This is a genomic window from Xanthomonas sp. 60 (genome assembly GCF_011761925.1).
In genome coordinates this window covers 61232-79428 of the sequence record NZ_JAASQW010000006.1, presented here as the reverse complement: position 1 = coordinate 79428, position 18197 = coordinate 61232, and the positions used below count along the sequence as shown (strand labels likewise).

The window sequence follows — 18197 nt, the reverse complement described above, 5'->3', positions numbered from 1 at the left end:
CCGAAGGCACCGCTGGGACTTGCGCCGGGGTGCCTGGCCGCGCTTGATGCCGGGGGTCGCTCAGAGTGCGTCGGCCAGTGCGATGAGGTCGGCGGTGAACCCGGCATAGTCGTCCTGGGCCCCATGATCCTCACGGCGATGGATCTGGCGTACGGCCACCAGATCCTTCTCCGGCACGATGACCAGGAACTGGCCGAGAAACCCGTTCGCGGCATAGGCCTGGATGGGTCCGCGTGTCTGCTCGAACAGGTCAACCAGCCGGATCCCGCGCCCGGTGATCTCCGCCCCATAGCGTTCCTGCCAGGCGGTGCCAAGGCGTTCGGCGAGGAACGCGGTCAGGGCCTGACGACTGTCGAAACGCTGGCCCTGCGCGGCCAGCACCGCCTCGCGCACATCACGGGCCACGCCGTGGCTGTCGAGCACGGCGGCGGCCCGGTCATCCAGCACGAAGCGCTCCCAGGCCGGGATACGCCACCAGAGCAGGCCGACGTCGGGTGAGCGGCTGCTCTGTGCGGTAAGCGCCTGGACGAACATCGGATCGAGCAGCTGGGTGCCATCCGGCGCCCTGCCGCCGTCCAGCACCAGCCGTCCGAGCCTGGCCAGGTCGGGTGCGGATAGTGAAAGGCCCGCCATGCCCATCGGCGTGCCGGCGCTGTCCTTCAACCACGCATGAGCGGTGATGCCAAGCGGCGCGAAGATCCGTTCGGCGACGTAGGTATCGATGGGCTGCCCGGCCAGACGCTCGACAATGCCTGCAAGCAGATTGGTGGCCTTGTTGTTATAGGAAAACGTTGTTCCGGGATCGCTCGCCAGTTCCGCAGCGAGCGCGAGCGCGACCAGATCGGGCGCGCCTTCCAGTTCCGCGCCGGCATTGGCGATGTTCTGCAGGCCGGACGTGTGGTCCATCAACATGCGCACCGTGATGTCACGCTTGCGACCCTGCCGCCATTCGGGATAGAGGGTGCTGACCGGCTCATCGAGAGAGGCGAGCCGGCCCTCTGTGATCAACAGGCCGATGGCCAGTGCGACCACCGACTTGGTTGCCGACATCAGGGGGACGGGCTCGAAGGCACCGTGGGTCGAGTGGCTCAGCAGGGTGGTCCCACCGTGCTGGATGAGCAGCGCATCGGAATGTGCCGCGGCGGCGTGACCGGCGATCCGCTCGAGGACGTCTTGGGCCGGGGGCGGGGCAGCCTCCGCGCGGGGCGCCAGCAGTCCTGCGAAAAGAAACACGAGCAAGGCAGGCAAACGGTACATCGGCGGTCTTCCTGGACAAGGCCGTCCAGCTTGACTACATGTGTAGTCAAGCTGCAGTGGCGAAAGTCATGGGCCGGCCGCCTGGATGTCGCCGAGCACGTAGACGGTTTATCAGAATTCTGTCGCCTCCAGCCTTGCCGACGCCTGCGTGGCCAAACTACGCTTCTCGCCTTGCATGCACTGACGTCGTCACCGCAGACCGCGTACGTGCATCCATGCCTCCCTGCACGGACGCGAAGGAGTCCTGAAAATGAGTGCGTGCGCCACCACACTGATGGGACTGCTGCGCTGCGCGGTGCTGCTCCCCTGCCTTGCCTGCACCGCGGCCGGGGCCTCGGAGCTGGGCGCCGAGGCGCGCGCGAAAGCGCATGCCTGGCTCGGGCGCGATGCGTCCGAGCTTCTGCTCCAGCTCCGCGTGGATGGTGGCCGGGTGCAGATCGTGGAAGACGAGCAGACGCAGCAGACCCGCTACACCTGGAGTACGAACACGCCGGCGTGGACCGAGCGGGTCCGTGTGTCCGGCGGGGATCTGCTGGGCGTCACCGTGCAGAACAATGTGCAGATTCCCCACTTCACTCCGATCGTCTACGACGAGATCCACCATCCGCTCAAACACCGCTGCGACATCACCTACATCGCTGACAGCGAAGGCGTGATCCGTCAGTGGGACTACTCGGGCACGGAGTGCGACCAGGACATCGTGGGCCCCAGCAGCACCTCGACACCGCACTGAAGGACAGGACATGAAAGCAACGCCGATCCGTACCGCAGGGCTTCTCCTTGCCCTTTCAATCGGCGCGGCCACCGCTGCGCCAGCGGCGCAGGCGGCTTCGCGCGAGGGCACCGTCGAAGCAGTACAGCCGATCGAGAACCGCGGCGAAGACACCTCCGATGTGACCCGGCGCGGGCGCACGTGGGGCGAGCGGCTCGGCAAGCTCGGCGGTGTCGCGGCAAGTGCGGGTCTGACCCTGGGAGGCCACAGCGATGCAGGGCTTGCCGTCGCGGCCGTGGCCGCCGACAAGGGCGATGAGATCGGAGGGGCGATCGGCGAGCGCATCGTGGGGACCGGCCCCACCACCCGGTACATGGTGAAGGTGCGCCTGGACAAAGGACGTGTCCTGTCGCTGACCCAGCCGCGGCAACAGGTCCAGGGCCTGAGCGTGGGCAGCCGGGTAAGGGTTGATGGCAGCGGCGACGCCGCAACGCTGCAGGCGCTCGACTGAAGCACCCGGGGTCAGGCCACGGCCGCCTGGCGTGCGCTCGCGTTCCAGGCGCGCAGCCCGATCACTGCCACGGCGGTGAATACCAGGTACAGCGCAGCGGTGACGTGCAGCGACTTCACCAGGTACATCCCGACGTAGACCAGGTCCACCGCGATCCACAGCCACCACGCTGCCGCGTGCCGCCGCGCCTGCCACCACTGCGCCACCAGGCTCAGCGCGGCGAGCAGGGCATCCAGCCAGGGCAGCGCCGCCTGCGTATGGGCGTGCATCAGCGCGCCGAGGACCGCGCCGAACACCACCCCGACGCCCAGGTCGCGCAGCATGCGCGGTCTCGGCAGCGCCACGATGCCCACGCGCCCATCGTCCTCCAGATGCCCACGCCAGTTGATCCAGCCGTACACCAGGAAGCCACCGAAGGCGATCTGCAGCAGAGTGTCCGAGTAGAGGCGGGCCTCCACGAACACCAGCGCATACAGGCCCACCGACACCAGTCCGACCGGCCAGGCCAGGCGCACGCGGCGGGTCATCAGCCACACGCCCGCCAGGCTCAGCAGCGCGGCCGACCATTCCAGCAGCGTGGCGTTCATAGCCCGATCGTCACCGACAGCCGCGCCTGGCGCGGCGCACCGGCGAACAGGTAGTAATCGCCTGCGCTGCTGCCGGTATCACGCCAGTAGAACCGGTCGAACACGTTGTCCACCGACAGCCGCCACGTCAGCGGGTGCTCGCCGATGCGCTGCTTCAGGCGCAGGCCCAGATCGAACACGCTGTAGCTCGGCGCACGCACGCCGCCCTCGGGCGTGGCGACGTTGGAGGAGGCGTACCGCCATCCCCCGGTGATGCCCACGTTGTCGGCGGAAGGCAGGCTGTAATCCACGTGCACGGCCGCGCGGACCTTCGGCACGTTGATCAGCTGGTGGCCTTCGTACTGCGGGGTGCCGGCATCACGTGCACGCGCCTGCAGCACGCTGGCACTGGCGGTGACCTCAAGACGGTCGGCCACGCTGCCGTTGGCCGTGAGCTCCAGGCCGGTATGCGTCTGTTGCCCCCGCTGCACGAAGGTGAAGCCCACGGCGCTGTCATCGGGCTGGGCGAACTGGTAGGGCTGGGAGGTCCGGAACACCGCCGCGCCCAGCGCGAGGGCCTCGGAGGGCGCGTACTTGAGGCCTACCTCGAGCTGTCGCGACAGCACCGAGGGCAGGAACTCGCCTTCGTTGGAGGTCCAGAACGGCGCCTCCTGACCGAGTGCGATGCCGCGCACGTAGCTGGCGTACACGTTGAGCTGGCCGGTCGCGCGCCACACCAGCGCGGTCTGCGGCAGGAACCGCGACAGCGTGCTCTGGCGCTCCGGCGTGCCGCGCTTGTCGTAGGCGCGCTCATCCAGATGCACGAAGCGTCCACCGGCAAGCCACTGCCAATCGTCGCCCAACTGGATGCGGTCGAGCACGAATGCGGCGCGCTGGCGGCTGTCCAGGCGCTTGACCGAAGGCCCCGGCAGCAGCGGCGAGGGCGCAAAGGCAGGCACCCGTGCATCACCGATGTTCGCCGTGCCGACGTACTCGTTGACGTTGCGGCGCTTGTCCACGGTGCGGTCGAAGGCATCCACGCCGAAGGTCAGCTGATGCTGCACGCGGCCTGTGGTGAAGCGGCCACGCAGTTCGGCGCGCAGTTCGCGGTTGATGCGCGTGTCGTCCGGGCTGCGGTAATCGTAGATATCGTAGTCGCCATCGGGTGCGAAGAACTGGCCCGGCACGCTGCCATCGGCACATTGGGCGGCATAGAAACAGCCGTAGGCGAATGCCACGTTGTCATCGATCACCGAGCGGCTGTGGCTGGCGGAAACGCGTGATTCCCAGCGCTCGTTGAACGCGTACGTGTGCACTGCAGTGAGGTTGGTGCTGTCGATGCCCACCGGCTGCTGCCACGCCTGGTAGCCCAGCATGCGCGATCGGTCGACTTCGCCCGGCAGCGCCACGCCACCCAGCAGCTGGTAGCCCGACGCCGAACGCTGTGCACTGGTCTGGTAGTTGATGTCCACGTCCAGGCGCGCACGGTCGCTGATCAGCCAGTCGGTGGCGAGCGCGTAGAAGTTGCGGCGTCCGTCGGCATGATCGATGTAGGAGGCGCTGTCGTCCCAGGCGGCGTTGAATCGCACGCCGAACCGCGGCGTCAGCCAGTGGCCGACATCCAGGGCGGCATAGCGCGAGCCTTCCGAATCCGTGCCGAGCGTGAGCGTACGGACGTCCGCCGTGCGCTTGCCGACGTAGTTGACCAGACCACCTGGCGCCAGCACGCCCGCGGCCAGGCCCGCCTCGCCCTTGAGGATTTCCACCTGCTGGATGTTCTCCAAAGCCAGGCGCTGCTCGCCGGTGACCGCCAGCCCGTTGAACCGGTAGCCGGTGCCGTAATCCAGCGGGAAGCCGCGGATGGCGATGTTCTGGTAATAGCCGACCGGTGCATAGCTGTCGCCGAGCGAGGCGTCATTGCTGGCCAGCTCGCTGAGGGTGCGCACCTGGCGGCTGTCGAGCAGCGCGCGGTCGAGCACGTTCACCGAGGCGGGCGTGTCGTGCCAGTCACCCGGCCCGAACGCGGTGGCCTGCGGCGGCGGCGCAACCTGCTGCTCGGCCTCCACGCGCACGGCCGCCAGTTCGGTCGGCGACCGTTGCCCCGCAGCCTCCGGAGCGGCATTGGCATGCAGGGGAAGCGCGGCGCAGAGCGCGACGGTCAACAGCGTGGGGCGAAGGCAGCGGTTCATTCGGTTCGTCATCAGCCAGGACAGGGAGACGAAGCGAAGGCGCGCACGCGCACCCGGCCGTGAAGGGGGGTGGGGTGGCACTCAAAGCTCCCTACGCCGGTGCAAACCGGATCAGGTTCCAAGGGACTCTCTCAGCCTGGCAGATCCAGGCACCCCCGCTTCAGGGCCTATTTCACACCAAAGCGGCCCGCAATGCGAGCGTGGGGTCAGGCGGCCGCGTGCAGCGCGTCCAGCAGCGCGCGCCCTTCACCACCGCCGAACCAGTCGGCGTGACCGAGCAGGAAGGTGTGGTAGGCCACGTCCGCGTTCGCGTCAGAGCCGGTCACCGCGTGGAAGTATTCGACTTCGGAGAGGGCGAAATCCAGGTGGACCACCGGCAGCAGATCAGCCAGCAGGTGCACCTGTGCAGCCGCCAGCCGACGCACGCGGCGGTAACCCCCGAGCAGCGCCAGAGCCATGGCCGGGCGCGCCGCAGGCCGTCCCTGGTCCAGTTCCAGCCACGCCACCGCATTGCGTTCGATCGCCGTGGCCAGGTCGAACAGCGCGCTGGTGGGGGAGGCCAGGCCGAAGTCCAGCACGGCACTGACGTCGGGCAGGCCGGGCCGCCACAGCAGGTTGGACACGTGCAGATCGTTGTGGGCCCACAGCACGGGCTCGGCGGCGGCGCGCGCCACCACGCGGGCGTGCCACGGCAGCACGCTGCGCCGCAGCTCCGCCTGCCATGGCCGGCGTGCCAGGTAACTGGCGAGCCCAGGGCGCTCGTGCAACTGCGCCTCCAGCGCGGCCAACGGATCCTCGGCACGGATCAGGTCATCGCGCGCCACCAGGACATGCGTGCTGCGCTGGGGTGCCTGATAGTCCGCCGCGCCATCATGCAGGCGCGCCAGCATCGCGCCGAGCGCGGCGGCATCGGCCAGGGTGGTCGGTGGCGTCCACGACGACGCATCCCGGTAGCGGTCCTCGCCGGCTGGCACGCTGTGCAGTTCATAGGTGCCATCGCCGGTCGCCAGTGCGGTATCGCCGGCGTGCGTAGACAGCACCGAGACGACGGGCAGTCCGGCGGCAGCGAGATGCGCGATGAACCGGTGCTCCTCGCGCAGGGTCGGCGCCGTGCGCACGCGCGGATGGTGACGCTTGACGAACACGCGTTGTGAGGGCGCCTGCACCAGGGCCGCGGCGGACATCGGCCGCGGACTGTGCCAGAGCAGCTGGCAGTCACCGTCCAGCTGGGGATAGTCGCTGCGCAGGCGCGTCAGTTCATCGCTGCTGATCGGTGCCCAGTCCGCAGCGACTTCGTCGTTGCTGAGGCCCTGCACGCGGTGGGAACTGTCGGTCATGGGAAGCGGACGGAGGAAGACACAGTGAGAGGGCTGACGGGTAAAGCGAGCGCCATACTATCCCCCATGCAAACACGAGAGTTGCTGATGCCCACATTCGAAGCCCGCATTCCACCCCCGCTGATCATGCTCATCGCGGCTGCGCTTGCGTGGTGGGCGGTGGGGCGGGTGCCGGTTCTCCGCGTGGCCGATGCTGGTACGGCCGCCGCGGCGATGATGATCTTTGGCATCGGGTTGACATTCAACATTGTCCCAAAGCTCGCATTCCGCAAGGCGGGGACGACGGTCAACCCGCTTCATCCGGACAGGGTTGCCGCTCTCGTTACTACAGGCATACATGCCCACACCCGGAACCCGATGTACCTTGGGCACATGCTCATGCTGTTGGCCTGGACGCTGTGGCTACGCGATCCCGCAGCGCTGATCGGCATGATGTTCTATTGCCTGTGGGTCACCAGATTCCAGATTCTGCCGGAAGAACGCGCATTGACGCGCCGGTTCGGCCAGGCGTATGTCACCTACTGCAGGCGCGTGCGTCGATGGCTATGAGGCGCCATGGCGCCTGGGTCTCACGGAACGCTGCACCCGGCGCTCTATCATCGTAGTTCATGCCCACCGTCGCCCCCAACGCCCTGTCCGCCTTCAGCCCGGCTACCCGGGCGTGGTTCGCGGCGCATTTCCCCGGATCCACCGCCGTCCAGGATGCGGCGTGGTCGGCGATCGCGCGCGGGGAGCATACGCTGGTGATCGCACCGACCGGCTCGGGCAAGACCCTCGCCGCGTTCCTGCACGCCATCGACCAGCTGTTCGCACAGCGCGACCGGGAGCACCGCCACGCGCCGGAGGCCAGGCCGGTCCACCGCACCGGCGTGTTGTACATCTCACCGATCAAGGCACTCGGCGCGGACGTGCAGCGCAACCTGCAGGTGCCTCTGGAGGGCATCACCGCCGCGCGTGCGCGGGGCGGCGATGCGGCGGTGGCCCTCAGCGTGGGGCTGCGCACCGGCGATACCGCGACCAGCGAACGCGCGCGGCTGCTGCGGCGCCCGCCGGACATCCTGATCACCACGCCCGAATCACTGTTCCTGATGCTCACCTCGAAGGCGCGGGAAACCCTGCGCCATGTGCACACGGTGATCATCGACGAGATCCACGCGGTCGCCGGTGGCAAGCGCGGTTCGCACCTCGCGCTCAGCCTTGAGCGGCTGGAGGACCTGCTGCAGGTGCCGGCGCAGCGGATCGGGCTGTCGGCCACGGTGCGGCCCGAGCAGCAGGTGGCCGCGTTCCTCGGCGGTGACCGGCCAGTGACGATCGTCAACCCACCGTCCACGCGGCAGCTGGACCTGCGCATCGTGGTGCCGGTCGAGGACATGGCCGACCTGCCGGCACGTGGCCTGCCCGGCGGACGCGAGGGCGGCAGCCGGGCCAACTCCATCTGGCCGCACGTGGAAGCGAGCATCCTCGATGAAGTGCTGCAGAGCCGCTCCACGATCGTGTTCGCCAACTCCCGTGGCGTGGCTGAAAAGCTCACCGCCCGCCTCAACGAACTGTATGCCGAGCGTCTGGAGGCTGCAGCGCCCAGCCCCCATGAACGGCCCACTGCGCTGGGTTCGTTCACCGGCAGCACGGTCAACCGCGTGCTGCCACCGACCGCGCTGATCGCACGCTCGCACCACGGTTCGGTATCCAAGGAACAGCGCGCGGAGATCGAGCAGGCGCTGAAATCCGGTGCGCTGCGCTGCGTGGTGGCCACCTCCAGCCTGGAGCTGGGCATCGACATGGGCCTGGTGGACCGGGTGATCCAGGTGGCGGCACCGCCCTCGGTGGCCAGCGCGCTGCAGCGGGTGGGACGTGCCGGGCACCAGGTGGGGGGCGTTTCGTCCGGGCGCATCTACCCGCGTACGCGGCGCGATCTCATCGATGCCGCCGTGGCGGTGGACGGCATGCTGGCCGGCCGCATCGAAGCGCTCGATCCGCCGCGCAACCCACTCGACGTGCTGGCCCAGCAGACCGTGGCGGCGGTGGCCATGGAACCGCTGCAGGTGGAGGCCTGGTATGCCTGCGTGCGCCGCGCCGCCCCCTACCGCACGCTGCCCCGCAGTGCCTTCGATGCCACGCTGGACATGCTGGCCGGACGCTACCCTTCCGATGATTTCGCCGGCTTCCGGCCGCGCCTGGTCTGGAACCGCCAGACCGGCGAGCTGAGCGCGCGCCCCGGTGCGAAACAGCTGGCCGTGACCAGCGGCGGCACCATCCCGGACCGCGGCATGTTCAGTGTGATGCTGCCCGAAGGCGAGGAGCGTGCCGGTTCGCGGCGGGTGGGCGAACTGGACGAAGAAATGGTCCACGAGTCGCGCGTGAACGATGTGATCACCCTCGGCGCAACCTCGTGGCGCATCGACCAGATCACCCACGACCAGGTGGTGGTGACGCCCGCGCCGGGGCGTTCGGCGCGGCTTCCGTTCTGGCGGGGCGAAGGGGCCGGCCGGCCCGCTGAGCTGGGGGCGGGCATCGGCGCGTTCCTTGCCACGCTGGAGGCCTGCCTGGACGGCGCGCCCGATGCGCCGCACACGCATCTGCAGGCGCTTGGCCTGGATGCCAATGCCATCGCCAACATGCTCACGCTGGTGGGCGAGCAGCGCGAAGCGACCGGCGTGCTGCCCACCGATGCGCGCCTGGTGGTGGAACGCTGCCGTGACGAGCTGGGTGACTGGCGCATCATGCTGCACTCGCCTTACGGGCGTCGCGTGCACGACCCTTGGGCGCTGGCGGTGGCCGAGCGCCTGCGCGAACGCTGGGGCATCGATCCGGCGGTGGTGTCCAGCGATGATGGCATCGTGGCGCGCCTTCCGGAGACCACCGGTCGCGTGCCCGGTGCGGAGCTGTTCCTGTTCGAGCCTGAGCGGCTGCGCCGCCTCATCACCGGGGCCGTGGGGGGCTCGGCCCTGTTCGCCGCGCGTTTCCGCGAGTGTGCCTCGCGCGCGCTGCTGCTGCCGCGCCGCGCGCCGGGTCGGCGCTCACCGCTCTGGCAGCAGCGCCTGCGTGCGGGCCAGCTGCTGCAGGTGGCACGCACGTGGCCGGAGTTCCCCATCCTGATCGAGACCGCGCGTGAGTGCCTGCAGGATGTCTATGACCTGGAGGCACTCGATGCGCTCATGCAGCGCCTGACCGCAGGCGCGGTGGACCTGGTGGAAGTGACCACTGAAACGCCCTCGCCGTTTGCCGCCAACCTGTTGTTCGGCTACGTGGCCGAGTTCATGTACGACGGCGATACGCCATTGGCCGAACGCCGCGCATCCGTGCTTGCCCTGGACAGCGCGCTGCTGGGTGACCTGCTCGGGCAGGTCGACGTGGGCGAACTGCTTGATCCGGCCGTGGTGGCGCAGGTGCAGGCCGAACTGCAGCGCACTGCGCCCGGGAGGCAGGCGAAAGGCCGGGAGGGCATCGCCGACCTGCTGCGCGAACTGGGCCCGTTGACGGTCAACGCCATCACTGCACGGCTGCAGCCCGATGGCCCTGCGGTGGAGTCGCTGCTGGCCGAACTGCGACAGGTGCAGCGCGTGATTGCCTTTGACCTCGCCGCGCAGCCGCACTGGGCGGCCGTGGAGGATGGCGCGCGCTTGCGTGATGCGCTGGGGGTCCGCCTGCCACGCGATATCCCCGCCGTGTTCCGCGCGCCCGTGGCCGATCCGCTGGGCGACCTGCTGGCGCGTTTTGCGCGCACCCGCGGACCGTTCACCACCGCGGAGGTGGCCGCCGCCTTCGGCCTGGGGGTTGTCGTGGCCGATGCCGCGCTGGCACAGCTGGCCGCGGAGGGGAAGCTGCTGGGCGGCCATTTCGGCGCGCAGCGTGCCGCGGACGACACGCAGGCCCCGGTGCCTGGCGAGCACACACCGTTGGCCCGGCACGAATGGGTCAGTGAGGATGTTTTCCGGCGGTTGCGCCTGCGGTCCCTGCAGGCGGCGCGCGAAGCGACGCGTCCCGTGCCCGCCGCCGCTTACACCGCCCTGCTGCTGGAACACCACGGCCTGCTGGCCGATGCACGCCACGCCCTGGGCGATGCGCAGCGCGTGCACCAGGGCGCACTGGAAGGCACGGATGGCCTGCTGCGGGTGGTGGAGCAGCTGGCCGGGGTCGCGCTGCCGGTTTCGGTGTGGGAAAGCCAGATCCTGCCGGCACGGGTGCGCGACTACAGTCCCGCGCTGCTGGACAGCCTGCTGGCCACCGGCACCGTGATGTGGGCCGGTCATGGACGTCTGGGCGAAGACGATGGCCTTGTTTCGCTGCACCTGCAGGCCGATGCTGAAGCCACGCTCGCACCGCCATCGCTTGCGGCGGAGGCACTGTCACCGCTGCAGCAGGCCATTGTCGGGGTGCTCGACGGTGGAGGCGCCTGGTTCGCACGCCAGCTCGCCACCCAGGCGGCCCGGGTGCACCCCCCTCTGGGGGGCGGTGAGGATTTCGGCAGCGCCCTGTGGGGCCTTGCCTGGGGCGGCCACGTGACCACCGATATCGGCGCTCCCCTGCGCGCGCTCAGTGGTGTGCGGCCGCCGCCGCGGGCACGCAGCGTGGCCGGCACGCGGCGGCGGCGCGGCTTCGGCTTCATGGCGCCACCGCCGATGTCGCCTGATGCCGCTCCGGTGCCGTCACCGCCAGCGCCGCAGGTGGACATCGCCACGCTGGCCGGCCGCTGGTCGTTGCTGCCGCGCCGTCCGGCCAGCGACACCGTGCGGGCGCTGGCGCTGACCGAGGGACTGCTTGACCGGCATGCCGTGGTGACCCGTGGCGCGGTGATGAACGAGGCCGTTCCGGGCGGCTTTCCCGCGCTGCTGCCGGTCTTCAGGCGCATGGAAGATGCCGGGCGCGTGCTGCGCGGGCGTTTCGTGGAAGGGCTGGGCGGGGCGCAGTTCGCCGAACGCGGCGCCATCGACCGCCTGCGCGAGCTGGCCGACACCCCGGCGACCGGCGCGGTCCTGCAGGCGGTGGCGCTTTCGGTCCTCGATCCGGCCTGTCCGTTCGGCACCGTGGTGCCGTGGCCGGCACGCCATGCGGCGCAGCGGCCGGCCCGTCGTGCCGGCGCCCTGGTCGCCATCGTGGACGGGCGCGCGGTGCTCTACCTGCCGCAGGGGGGGCGCCAGCTCCTGGCGTTCGTGGACACCGAGGCCGCCGAGGGCGCCGCCGTGCTGCACGCGGCCACGCAGGCGCTGGCCATCGCGCTGCGACGCGGGCGGCGTGTTTCGTTCACGCTCGAACGGGTCAACGACGTGCCCATCGGGCGCAGTGCGTTGACCGGGGCATTGCGCGCGGCAGGCTTTTCCAGCGCACCGAGGGGCCTGGACTGGCACGGATGAGCCGCGGGCCGCCAGCCTTGGCCGCACGGGCCCGCGGCGTCGCTACAGCCGTCCGGCCCGCAGGTAGTCGTAAAGCTCGGCATCGGTTTCCAGCGCAAGCTTCATCATGGCGTCGCCCTTCTGCCGGCTGATGGTGCTGGCGCTGCGGTTGAGCATGCTTGCGATGTCCTTGACCGTCATGCCCTTGCTGAGCAGCCGCAGCACTTCCAGTTCCCGCGGCGAGAGCGGCTTGTCCTGGTCGCCGGTGATGGCGGTCGAGCCTGTCGCTTCGACCCGCTCGCGCAGCGACTGGCTGACGTAAAGCTGGCCCCGGTGCACCGTGCGGATTGCCACCGGCAGCTCATCCATGGAAGAGCTTTTGTCCACCAGGCCCAGCACGCCGGCGTCGCGCACCATGCGCAGGATCGCCAGGTTGCTGGACACGCTGAGCATGAGGATCGGCAGCTGCGGGTAATGGCGGCGGATCATGCTGATCATCGCAAAGCCATCCGGCGCCGTGCTTTCAGGCATGGAATAGTCAGTGACCAGCACATCGCAGGGATGACTGGCCAGCTGCGCGAGCAGCTGCTGGGAGGAACTGGCCTCGGCCACCACCTCGCCCGTGCCACTGGACTCGATGACCGAGCGCGCGCCGATGCGGACCACCGGATGATCGTCAGCGATGATGATGCGAAGCGTCATGCTCTAGTATGGCCCCGGGGCAGCGATGGGTGGTTGGAAACCGGCATTGACGGTGCCTCATTCTAGGGAGAGAGAACGTGGTGCGCACGATCATCGGCTGGACCCTCGGCGCGCTGTGCGGGCTGCTGTGCGGCCTGATCCCTGTCAGGACGTGGGCTGCACCGGTACCAGCCGGTTCGGCGGTGGCAGCGTACCTCAACACGCATCCGGTGCTGCGGGTGGGGGTCTACGACAGCGGATGGCCGCCGTTCGAATCGGTCCGGCAGGGGCACGTGCGCGGGCTCGGACCTGACCTGCTTGAACACCTGGCACGCTCGCTCGGCGTGCGCGTGCAGTACGTTTTCCACCCCGGTTGGACCGAACTGCTCGATGCGGCCTGCCGCGGCGAGATCGACGTGGTGATGAACATCGCCGCTGGTGCCGGGTCACCGCGCTGCCTGGTCCCTACCGCGGCCTACGCCAGCGCGCCGCTGGCACTGGTCGGCCGCGTGGGCGACCTGCGGTCCTCCGAACGCCCGGACCTGGCCGGCCTGCGGGTGGTGACCGAATCGGACTTCCTGACCGGGCCGCGGATCGGCCAACGCTTCCCCGATGCCCAGCTCACCACCGCGGCCGATACCACCGCCGCATTGCGCCAGGTGGCTGCCGGCACGGCGGACGTGTTCGTGGGCAACGCGTACGTCGCAGATACGCTGCTGGCGGAGAAGGGGTTCACCGGGCTCGAACTGCTGCGGCCGAGCGGCATGGCCGAAGAAACCCTGCACTTCGGCGTGCCCTTACGCGCTGCGCTGCTGCGCGAAGCACTCGACGACGCACTGGCCGACCTGCCGTTGCAGCAGCGCAGCGCGCTGTCGGCACGGTGGCTGCGCGTGCCCGTCTGGTCCGGCCCCGCCCGCGGGGTGCTGGACGCCGCCGAACGGCGCGTGCTGTCCACGCCGCTGCGCATCGGCTATCCGCCCAATGCCGCACCGCTGTCTTTCATCGGTGCCGATGGCCAGCCCTCAGGCCTGGTCGGTGATTACCTGCAGCGGCTGCGCGCGGTGGGTGCCACGCTGCAGCCGGTGCCCACCCATGACTGGTACGGACTGCGCGCCGAGCTGCGCGCCGGCCGCATGGAGGCCGCTCTCGGCGTACCTGCCGATTCCACCTGGCTGGGCCGCGGCTGGGTGTTCAGCCAACCGTTCATCAGCGTGCCCAATGTGGTGGTGACCGGGCCGGCCAGTGGCACCGTGCTGGACATGGACGACCTCACCGGCAAGCGCGTGCTGCTGTCCGATCCGGACCGTCTGCGCGCCCGCGTGCTGCAACGCGCACCGGGCGCCCGCATCATCGTCGCCCGCAGCACCGAGCAGGCGCTGCAGCGCCTGCTCAATGGCGAAGCCGAGGCCTATATCGGCAACCTGGCCGCGATCGACCGGCTCCTGCGCGAGCGGTTCCCCGCGCAGCTGAAAGTGGCTGCACCGGCAGGCTTCGACGATGCGCTGACGCTGGTCGCCAAACAGCAGTACGCCCCACTGGTGACCCGCTTCGATCGCCTGCTGCAGCAGCTGCCGGCACGTGAGCGCGAGGCCCTGCGCAACGACTGGCTCAACGTGGAATACCACAGCGGCCAGAGCTGGCGCAGCATCGCGCGCTGGGGCATTCCGATCGCGCTGCTGCTGCTTGCCGCGCTGTTCGTGCACGCACTGGGCTACTGGCGCCTGCGCCGTGAGATCGCTGGCCGACTGCGGCTGGAGCAGCGCCTGGCCGAGGTGACCGGCAACCTGCCGGCGGTGGTCTATCAGATGCGCCGACGCCGTGACGGTGAACTCGAGTTTCCCTATATCGCCGGTGACATGCAGCCCCTGTTCGGCGTCGACCGCGAGGCCGTCACGCAGTCCTCGGCCACGCTGCTGGACAGCATCGACGCACGTGACAGGACGGCCGTACGCACGGCGATCGAGCAGGCCGCGCGTGATTTCCTGCCGCTGGCCTTCGAGTTCCGCACCGCGCCGCCTGGCGGCGCGCGCTGGATCCGCAGCCAGGCCCAGCCCTATGCCACCGACAATGGCACGGTCACCTGGAGTGGGTACTGGGTGGATGTGTCACAGGCGCGCGCGCAGTCCGACGCACTGGTGGATGCACGCGCGGCCGCCGAACACGCCGCCCAGGCCAAGGCGCAGCTGCTGGCGATGATGAGCCACGAGATCCGCACGCCGATGAGCGGCGTACTGGGACTGCTGGAGATGCTCGCCCATTCCCCCCTGCAGCAGGAGCAGCGGGTGCTGCTGCGCGAAGCGGAGCACGCCGCGCAGGCACTGCACCGGATGCTCGATGACATCCTGGACTACGCCAAGATCGACGCCGGGGCGCTGCACCTGGACCCGCTGCCGCTGCCGCTTCGCCCGCTGCTGGAAGGCATCGTCCAGCAGTTCGCGGCGGCCGCCGAGGCACGCGGCCTGGCGCTCACATTGCACATGGCGCCTGCACTGGCCAACGCGCACGAGGTGGATGGGCTGCGCCTGCGGCAGGTGCTGCACAACCTCGTTGAGAATGCGCTGCACTTCACCGCCGAAGGCAGCGTGGGCCTGCGGCTGGATGTGCTGGACGACCACACGCCCGGCTTGCAGTCGATCCGGCTGCGCGTGACCGATACCGGCACGGGCATCGAGGCCGCGCGGCTGGAGGCGATCCAGCAGGGCCTGGCCTCCGGCGGTGCGGCGCTTGCCGAAGACGTGCGCCGCACCGGCCTGGGCCTGGGCATCTGCCATCGGTTGGTGCAGCTGATGGGCGGTACGCTGGCGATCCGCAGTGCGGCCGGCCGCGGCACCGAAGTGGATGTCCTGCTGCAACTGCCGGTCGCCAGCGAGGCCGACCTTGCCGCAACGCTGTCCGGCGCACAGCAGGTGGCGCCCTTGCCTGAATCGCAGCGCGGTGCGCGCGTGCTGGTGGTGGAAGATCACCCCACGGCCATGGCGATGATGGTCTGGCGGCTGCAACAGCTTGGCGTGCAGCACGCCGCTGCGGGCAACGGGCGCGAGGCGCTGGAACGGATGGCGGCCGAGACGTTCGATCTGGTCATCACCGATTGCCGCATGCCGGTGATGGATGGCTACGCGTTCACCCGCGTGCTGCGCGAGCGCGAGGGCCGCAACGGCGGACCGCGCACGCCGGTCGTGGCGCTGACCGCCAGCATCCTGGCCGAAGAGATCCGGCAGTGCCGCGAGTCCGGCATGGACGATGTGCTGATCAAGCCGCTGTCGCTGGCAGACCTGCGTACCAGCCTGCTGAAATGGCTGCCAGGACCGTCCGCAGCGCCAGGGTGATCGCCTGCGGCTCAGCGCGCGTTCTCGCGCAGGTAGTCGATGATGAGCTGGCGCCGCTTCGGATCGGGAAACGCGTTGTACATGCGCGTGCCCGGCACCATGGCCGTGGGCGCGCGCAGGAACTGGTCCAGCGTCTGCTCGCTCCAGACGATGTCGGCGTGGCGCATGCCGTCGGAGTAGCCGTAGCCGGCCACGCTGCCGGCCCGGCGCCCCAGCACACCGTGCAGGTTGGGTCCGTAGCGGTGGATGCCACCGGCATGCACGGTATGGCAGCCGGCGCACAGCGCGAAGGCACGCTCGCGTTCGCGGGCCGCCGGGTCCTCCGCCGCGGCCGGGCCACGGCAGGCGACCACGGCCAGCAGCAGCAGGGGCAGGGCCCACCGCCCCACCCCCCTGCCACGGCGGCGCACACCGGACATCGCAGCCGCCTTACATGCCGGCGTAGTTGGGCCCACCGCCGCCCTGCGGCGTGACCCAGACGATGTTCTGCGTGGGGTCCTTGATGTCACAGGTCTTGCAGTGCACGCAGTTCTGCGCGTTGATCTGCAGCCGCTCCTCGCCCGGCGCGCCCACATACTCATACACCGCCGCCGGGCAGTAGCGCGCTTCCGGGCCCGCGTACTCGGCCAGGTTCACCGCCACCGGGATGCTGGCGTCCTTGAGCGTGAGGTGGCTGGGCTGATGCTCGTCGTGGTTGGTGCTGCTGAGGAATACCGAACTCAGGCGATCGAAGGTCAGCACGCCATCCGGTTTGGGGTAGGCGATGCGCGCGTGCCTGGACGCCGGTTCAAGGCACGCATGGTCGGCCACGGTGCGGTGGATCGTCCACGGCGGATTGCGGATCCCCAGCTTCGGCAGCAGCCACTGCTCCACACCGGTCATCAGCGTGGCCACGGTCTGGCCCTTCTTGAACCACTGCTTGAAGTTCTTGGCCTGCTGCAGCTCGGCATGCAGCCAGCTGCGTTCGAACGCCTCCGGGTACGCGCCGAGCTCATCGTGCTGGCGGCCGGCCGCCAGTGCATCGAAGGCGGCATCGGCGGCCATCATGCCGGTCTTGATGGCCGCGTGGCTGCCCTTGATCCGGCTGGCGTTGAGGTAACCGGCTTCACACCCCACCAGCGCACCTCCGGGGAACACGGTTTTGGGCAGCGAAAGCAGGCCGCCGGCGGTGATGGCGCGGGCGCCATAGCCGATGCGCTTGCCGCCTTCGAGGTACTTCCTGATCGAGGGATGGGTCTTGAAACGCTGGAACTCCTCGAACGGGCTCAGCCACGGGTTCCTGTAATCCAGGCCGACCACGTAGCCCACCGAGACCTTGCCGCCCTCGGCGTGGTACAGGAACGCACCGCCATAGGTATCGCCATCCAGCGGCCAGCCGGCCGCGTGCACCACCAGGCCTGGCTCGTGCACGGCCGGATCCACCTGCCACAGTTCCTTGAGGCCGATGCCATAGGACTGCGGATCCTTGCCCTCGTCGAGCTTGAAACGGGCGATCAGCTGGCGGCCCAGGTGGCCGCGCGAGCCTTCGGCGAAGATCGTGTACCTGGCCATCAACGCCATGCCGCGCTCGAATGCCGGGCCGGGCGTGCCATCGCGGTTGATGCCCATGTCCCCGGTCGCCACACCGACGACCGCGCCGCCCTCGCCATACAGCACCTCGGCGGCAGGGAAGCCGGGGAAGATCGCCACCTCCAGCGCCTCGGCCTGCTGGGCCAGCCAGCGGGTGACTTCACCCAGGCTGACGATGTAGTTGCCCGCGTTGTGGAAGCACTCCGGCAGCAGTGCCTGCGGCGTGCTGCGCGCGCCGGTCTCGCTGAGGAACAGGAACTCGTCACGGGTGACTTCCTGCTTCAGCGGGGCGCCGCGTTCGCGCCAGTCCGGGAACAGCTCGCTCAGGGCGCGCGGGTCCACCACGGCGCCGGACAGGATGTGCGCGCCGGCCTCCGAGCCTTTCTCGAGCACGCAGACCGACAGCTCGGCACCGGCCTCGATGGCGCGCTGGCGAAGCCGGATGGCCGTGGCCAGTCCCGCCGGACCGCCGCCGACAATGACGACATCGAACTCCATCACTTCGCGGGGGGGCAGTTCCATCGTTTCTGCGCTCATGGATCACCTGACTCTTGGGTAGGCCGACTCCGGAGAGGCGGCGGTTGCCTGGGAATCGCACGTGGGACCACGGCGAAACAGCTGTTTGAATCCCTCAGGGTACCGGGATGCGCGGTTTACGCCTAGATCGGCGATGTTCACTCTCGTGCGGCGGCGCTTGGCCGACGATACGCGCCGTTCGT

At 69.5% G+C, this 18197-nt stretch carries 12 protein-coding genes and 1 riboswitch; of the genes, 5 read left to right on the top strand and 7 right to left on the bottom strand.

Annotated elements, in window-relative coordinates; all coding sequences use genetic code 11:
- Positions 1 to 60: 60 nt before the first annotated feature.
- Positions 61 to 1257 carry a serine hydrolase domain-containing protein gene (locus FHY09_RS12885; RefSeq protein WP_166927294.1) on the bottom strand — a complete coding sequence of 399 codons (1197 nt, stop codon included), beginning with the start codon at positions 1255 to 1257 and terminating at the stop codon, positions 61 to 63.
- A 250-nt stretch (positions 1258 to 1507) separates the two neighbouring features.
- Here FHY09_RS12885 and FHY09_RS12880 point away from each other — a divergent pair, with 250 nt between their 5' ends.
- Complete coding sequence (locus FHY09_RS12880) at positions 1508 to 1990, top strand: hypothetical protein (protein WP_166927293.1); 483 nt, start codon at positions 1508 to 1510, stop codon at positions 1988 to 1990.
- A gap of 10 nt (positions 1991 to 2000) precedes the next feature.
- A complete protein-coding gene (locus FHY09_RS12875; protein ID WP_166927292.1) occupies positions 2001 to 2480 on the top strand; it encodes a hypothetical protein in 480 nt (159 codons plus the stop codon).
- An 11-nt stretch (positions 2481 to 2491) separates the two neighbouring features.
- On the opposite strand, the gene pnuC is transcribed toward FHY09_RS12875, so the two are convergent.
- From pnuC to FHY09_RS12860, 3 genes are all read right to left on the bottom strand, one after another.
- On the bottom strand, positions 2492 to 3067 hold the full coding sequence (gene pnuC / locus FHY09_RS12870) for a nicotinamide riboside transporter PnuC (RefSeq protein WP_208407851.1): 576 nt from the start codon (positions 3065 to 3067) through the stop codon (positions 2492 to 2494).
- On the bottom strand, positions 3064 to 5235 hold the full coding sequence (locus FHY09_RS12865; protein WP_166927291.1) for a TonB-dependent siderophore receptor: 2172 nt from the start codon (positions 5233 to 5235) through the stop codon (positions 3064 to 3066). Before FHY09_RS12865 ends, pnuC begins: the two co-directional genes overlap by 4 nt.
- Before the next feature lie 71 nt (positions 5236 to 5306).
- Positions 5307 to 5402, bottom strand: a riboswitch (TPP riboswitch).
- Positions 5403 to 5441: 39 nt separating this feature from the next.
- Positions 5442 to 6572: a phosphotransferase gene (locus tag FHY09_RS12860; protein ID WP_166927290.1), complete on the bottom strand. Its 1131-nt coding sequence runs from the start codon at positions 6570 to 6572 to the stop codon at positions 5442 to 5444.
- Positions 6573 to 6659: 87 nt separating this feature from the next.
- On the opposite strand from FHY09_RS12860, the gene FHY09_RS12855 reads away from it, so the two are divergent.
- Together FHY09_RS12855 and FHY09_RS12850 are read left to right on the top strand one after the other, a co-directional pair.
- A complete protein-coding gene (locus FHY09_RS12855) occupies positions 6660 to 7121 on the top strand; it encodes a methyltransferase family protein (protein ID WP_166927289.1) in 462 nt (153 codons plus the stop codon).
- Between the two features lie 59 nt (positions 7122 to 7180).
- Positions 7181 to 11923 carry an ATP-dependent helicase gene (locus tag FHY09_RS12850; protein ID WP_166927288.1) on the top strand — a complete coding sequence of 1581 codons (4743 nt, stop codon included), beginning with the start codon at positions 7181 to 7183 and terminating at the stop codon, positions 11921 to 11923.
- A 42-nt stretch (positions 11924 to 11965) separates the two neighbouring features.
- Here the strand turns inward: FHY09_RS12850 and FHY09_RS12845 are convergent, their stop codons facing one another.
- Entirely contained in the window at positions 11966 to 12604 is a 639-nt protein-coding gene (locus FHY09_RS12845) for a response regulator transcription factor (protein ID WP_166927287.1), read from the bottom strand.
- A gap of 77 nt (positions 12605 to 12681) precedes the next feature.
- Between FHY09_RS12845 and FHY09_RS12840 the strand changes: the two genes are divergently transcribed.
- Positions 12682 to 15909, top strand: a complete 3228-nt coding sequence (locus tag FHY09_RS12840) for a response regulator (RefSeq protein ID WP_166927286.1) — start codon at positions 12682 to 12684, stop codon at positions 15907 to 15909.
- A gap of 11 nt (positions 15910 to 15920) precedes the next feature.
- Here FHY09_RS12840 and FHY09_RS12835 read toward each other — a convergent pair whose 3' ends face one another.
- Together FHY09_RS12835 and FHY09_RS12830 are read right to left on the bottom strand one after the other, a co-directional pair.
- The gene (locus tag FHY09_RS12835) at positions 15921 to 16328 is read right to left on the bottom strand and encodes a c-type cytochrome (protein ID WP_208407849.1); all 408 of its coding nucleotides are present in this window, start codon (positions 16326 to 16328) and stop codon (positions 15921 to 15923) included.
- Between the two features lie 10 nt (positions 16329 to 16338).
- Positions 16339 to 18015, bottom strand: a complete 1677-nt coding sequence (locus FHY09_RS12830; RefSeq protein ID WP_166927285.1) for an electron transfer flavoprotein-ubiquinone oxidoreductase — start codon at positions 18013 to 18015, stop codon at positions 16339 to 16341.
- Positions 18016 to 18197: the final 182 nt, after the last annotated feature.

Coding starts and splice junctions, on each gene's coding strand:
- FHY09_RS12885 (WP_166927294.1), bottom strand. CDS start 1,257: ATGTACCGTTTGCCTGCCTTGCTCGTGTTTCTTTTCGCAGGACTGCTG.
- FHY09_RS12880 (WP_166927293.1), top strand. CDS start 1,508: ATGAGTGCGTGCGCCACCACACTGATGGGACTGCTGCGCTGCGCGGTG.
- FHY09_RS12875 (WP_166927292.1), top strand. CDS start 2,001: ATGAAAGCAACGCCGATCCGTACCGCAGGGCTTCTCCTTGCCCTTTCA.
- pnuC (WP_208407851.1), bottom strand. CDS start 3,067: ATGAACGCCACGCTGCTGGAATGGTCGGCCGCGCTGCTGAGCCTGGCG.
- FHY09_RS12865 (WP_166927291.1), bottom strand. CDS start 5,235: ATGAACCGCTGCCTTCGCCCCACGCTGTTGACCGTCGCGCTCTGCGCC.
- FHY09_RS12860 (WP_166927290.1), bottom strand. CDS start 6,572: ATGACCGACAGTTCCCACCGCGTGCAGGGCCTCAGCAACGACGAAGTC.
- FHY09_RS12855 (WP_166927289.1), top strand. CDS start 6,660: ATGCCCACATTCGAAGCCCGCATTCCACCCCCGCTGATCATGCTCATC.
- FHY09_RS12850 (WP_166927288.1), top strand. CDS start 7,181: ATGCCCACCGTCGCCCCCAACGCCCTGTCCGCCTTCAGCCCGGCTACC.
- FHY09_RS12845 (WP_166927287.1), bottom strand. CDS start 12,604: ATGACGCTTCGCATCATCATCGCTGACGATCATCCGGTGGTCCGCATC.
- FHY09_RS12835 (WP_208407849.1), bottom strand. CDS start 16,328: ATGTCCGGTGTGCGCCGCCGTGGCAGGGGGGTGGGGCGGTGGGCCCTG.
- FHY09_RS12830 (WP_166927285.1), bottom strand. CDS start 18,015: ATGAGCGCAGAAACGATGGAACTGCCCCCCCGCGAAGTGATGGAGTTC.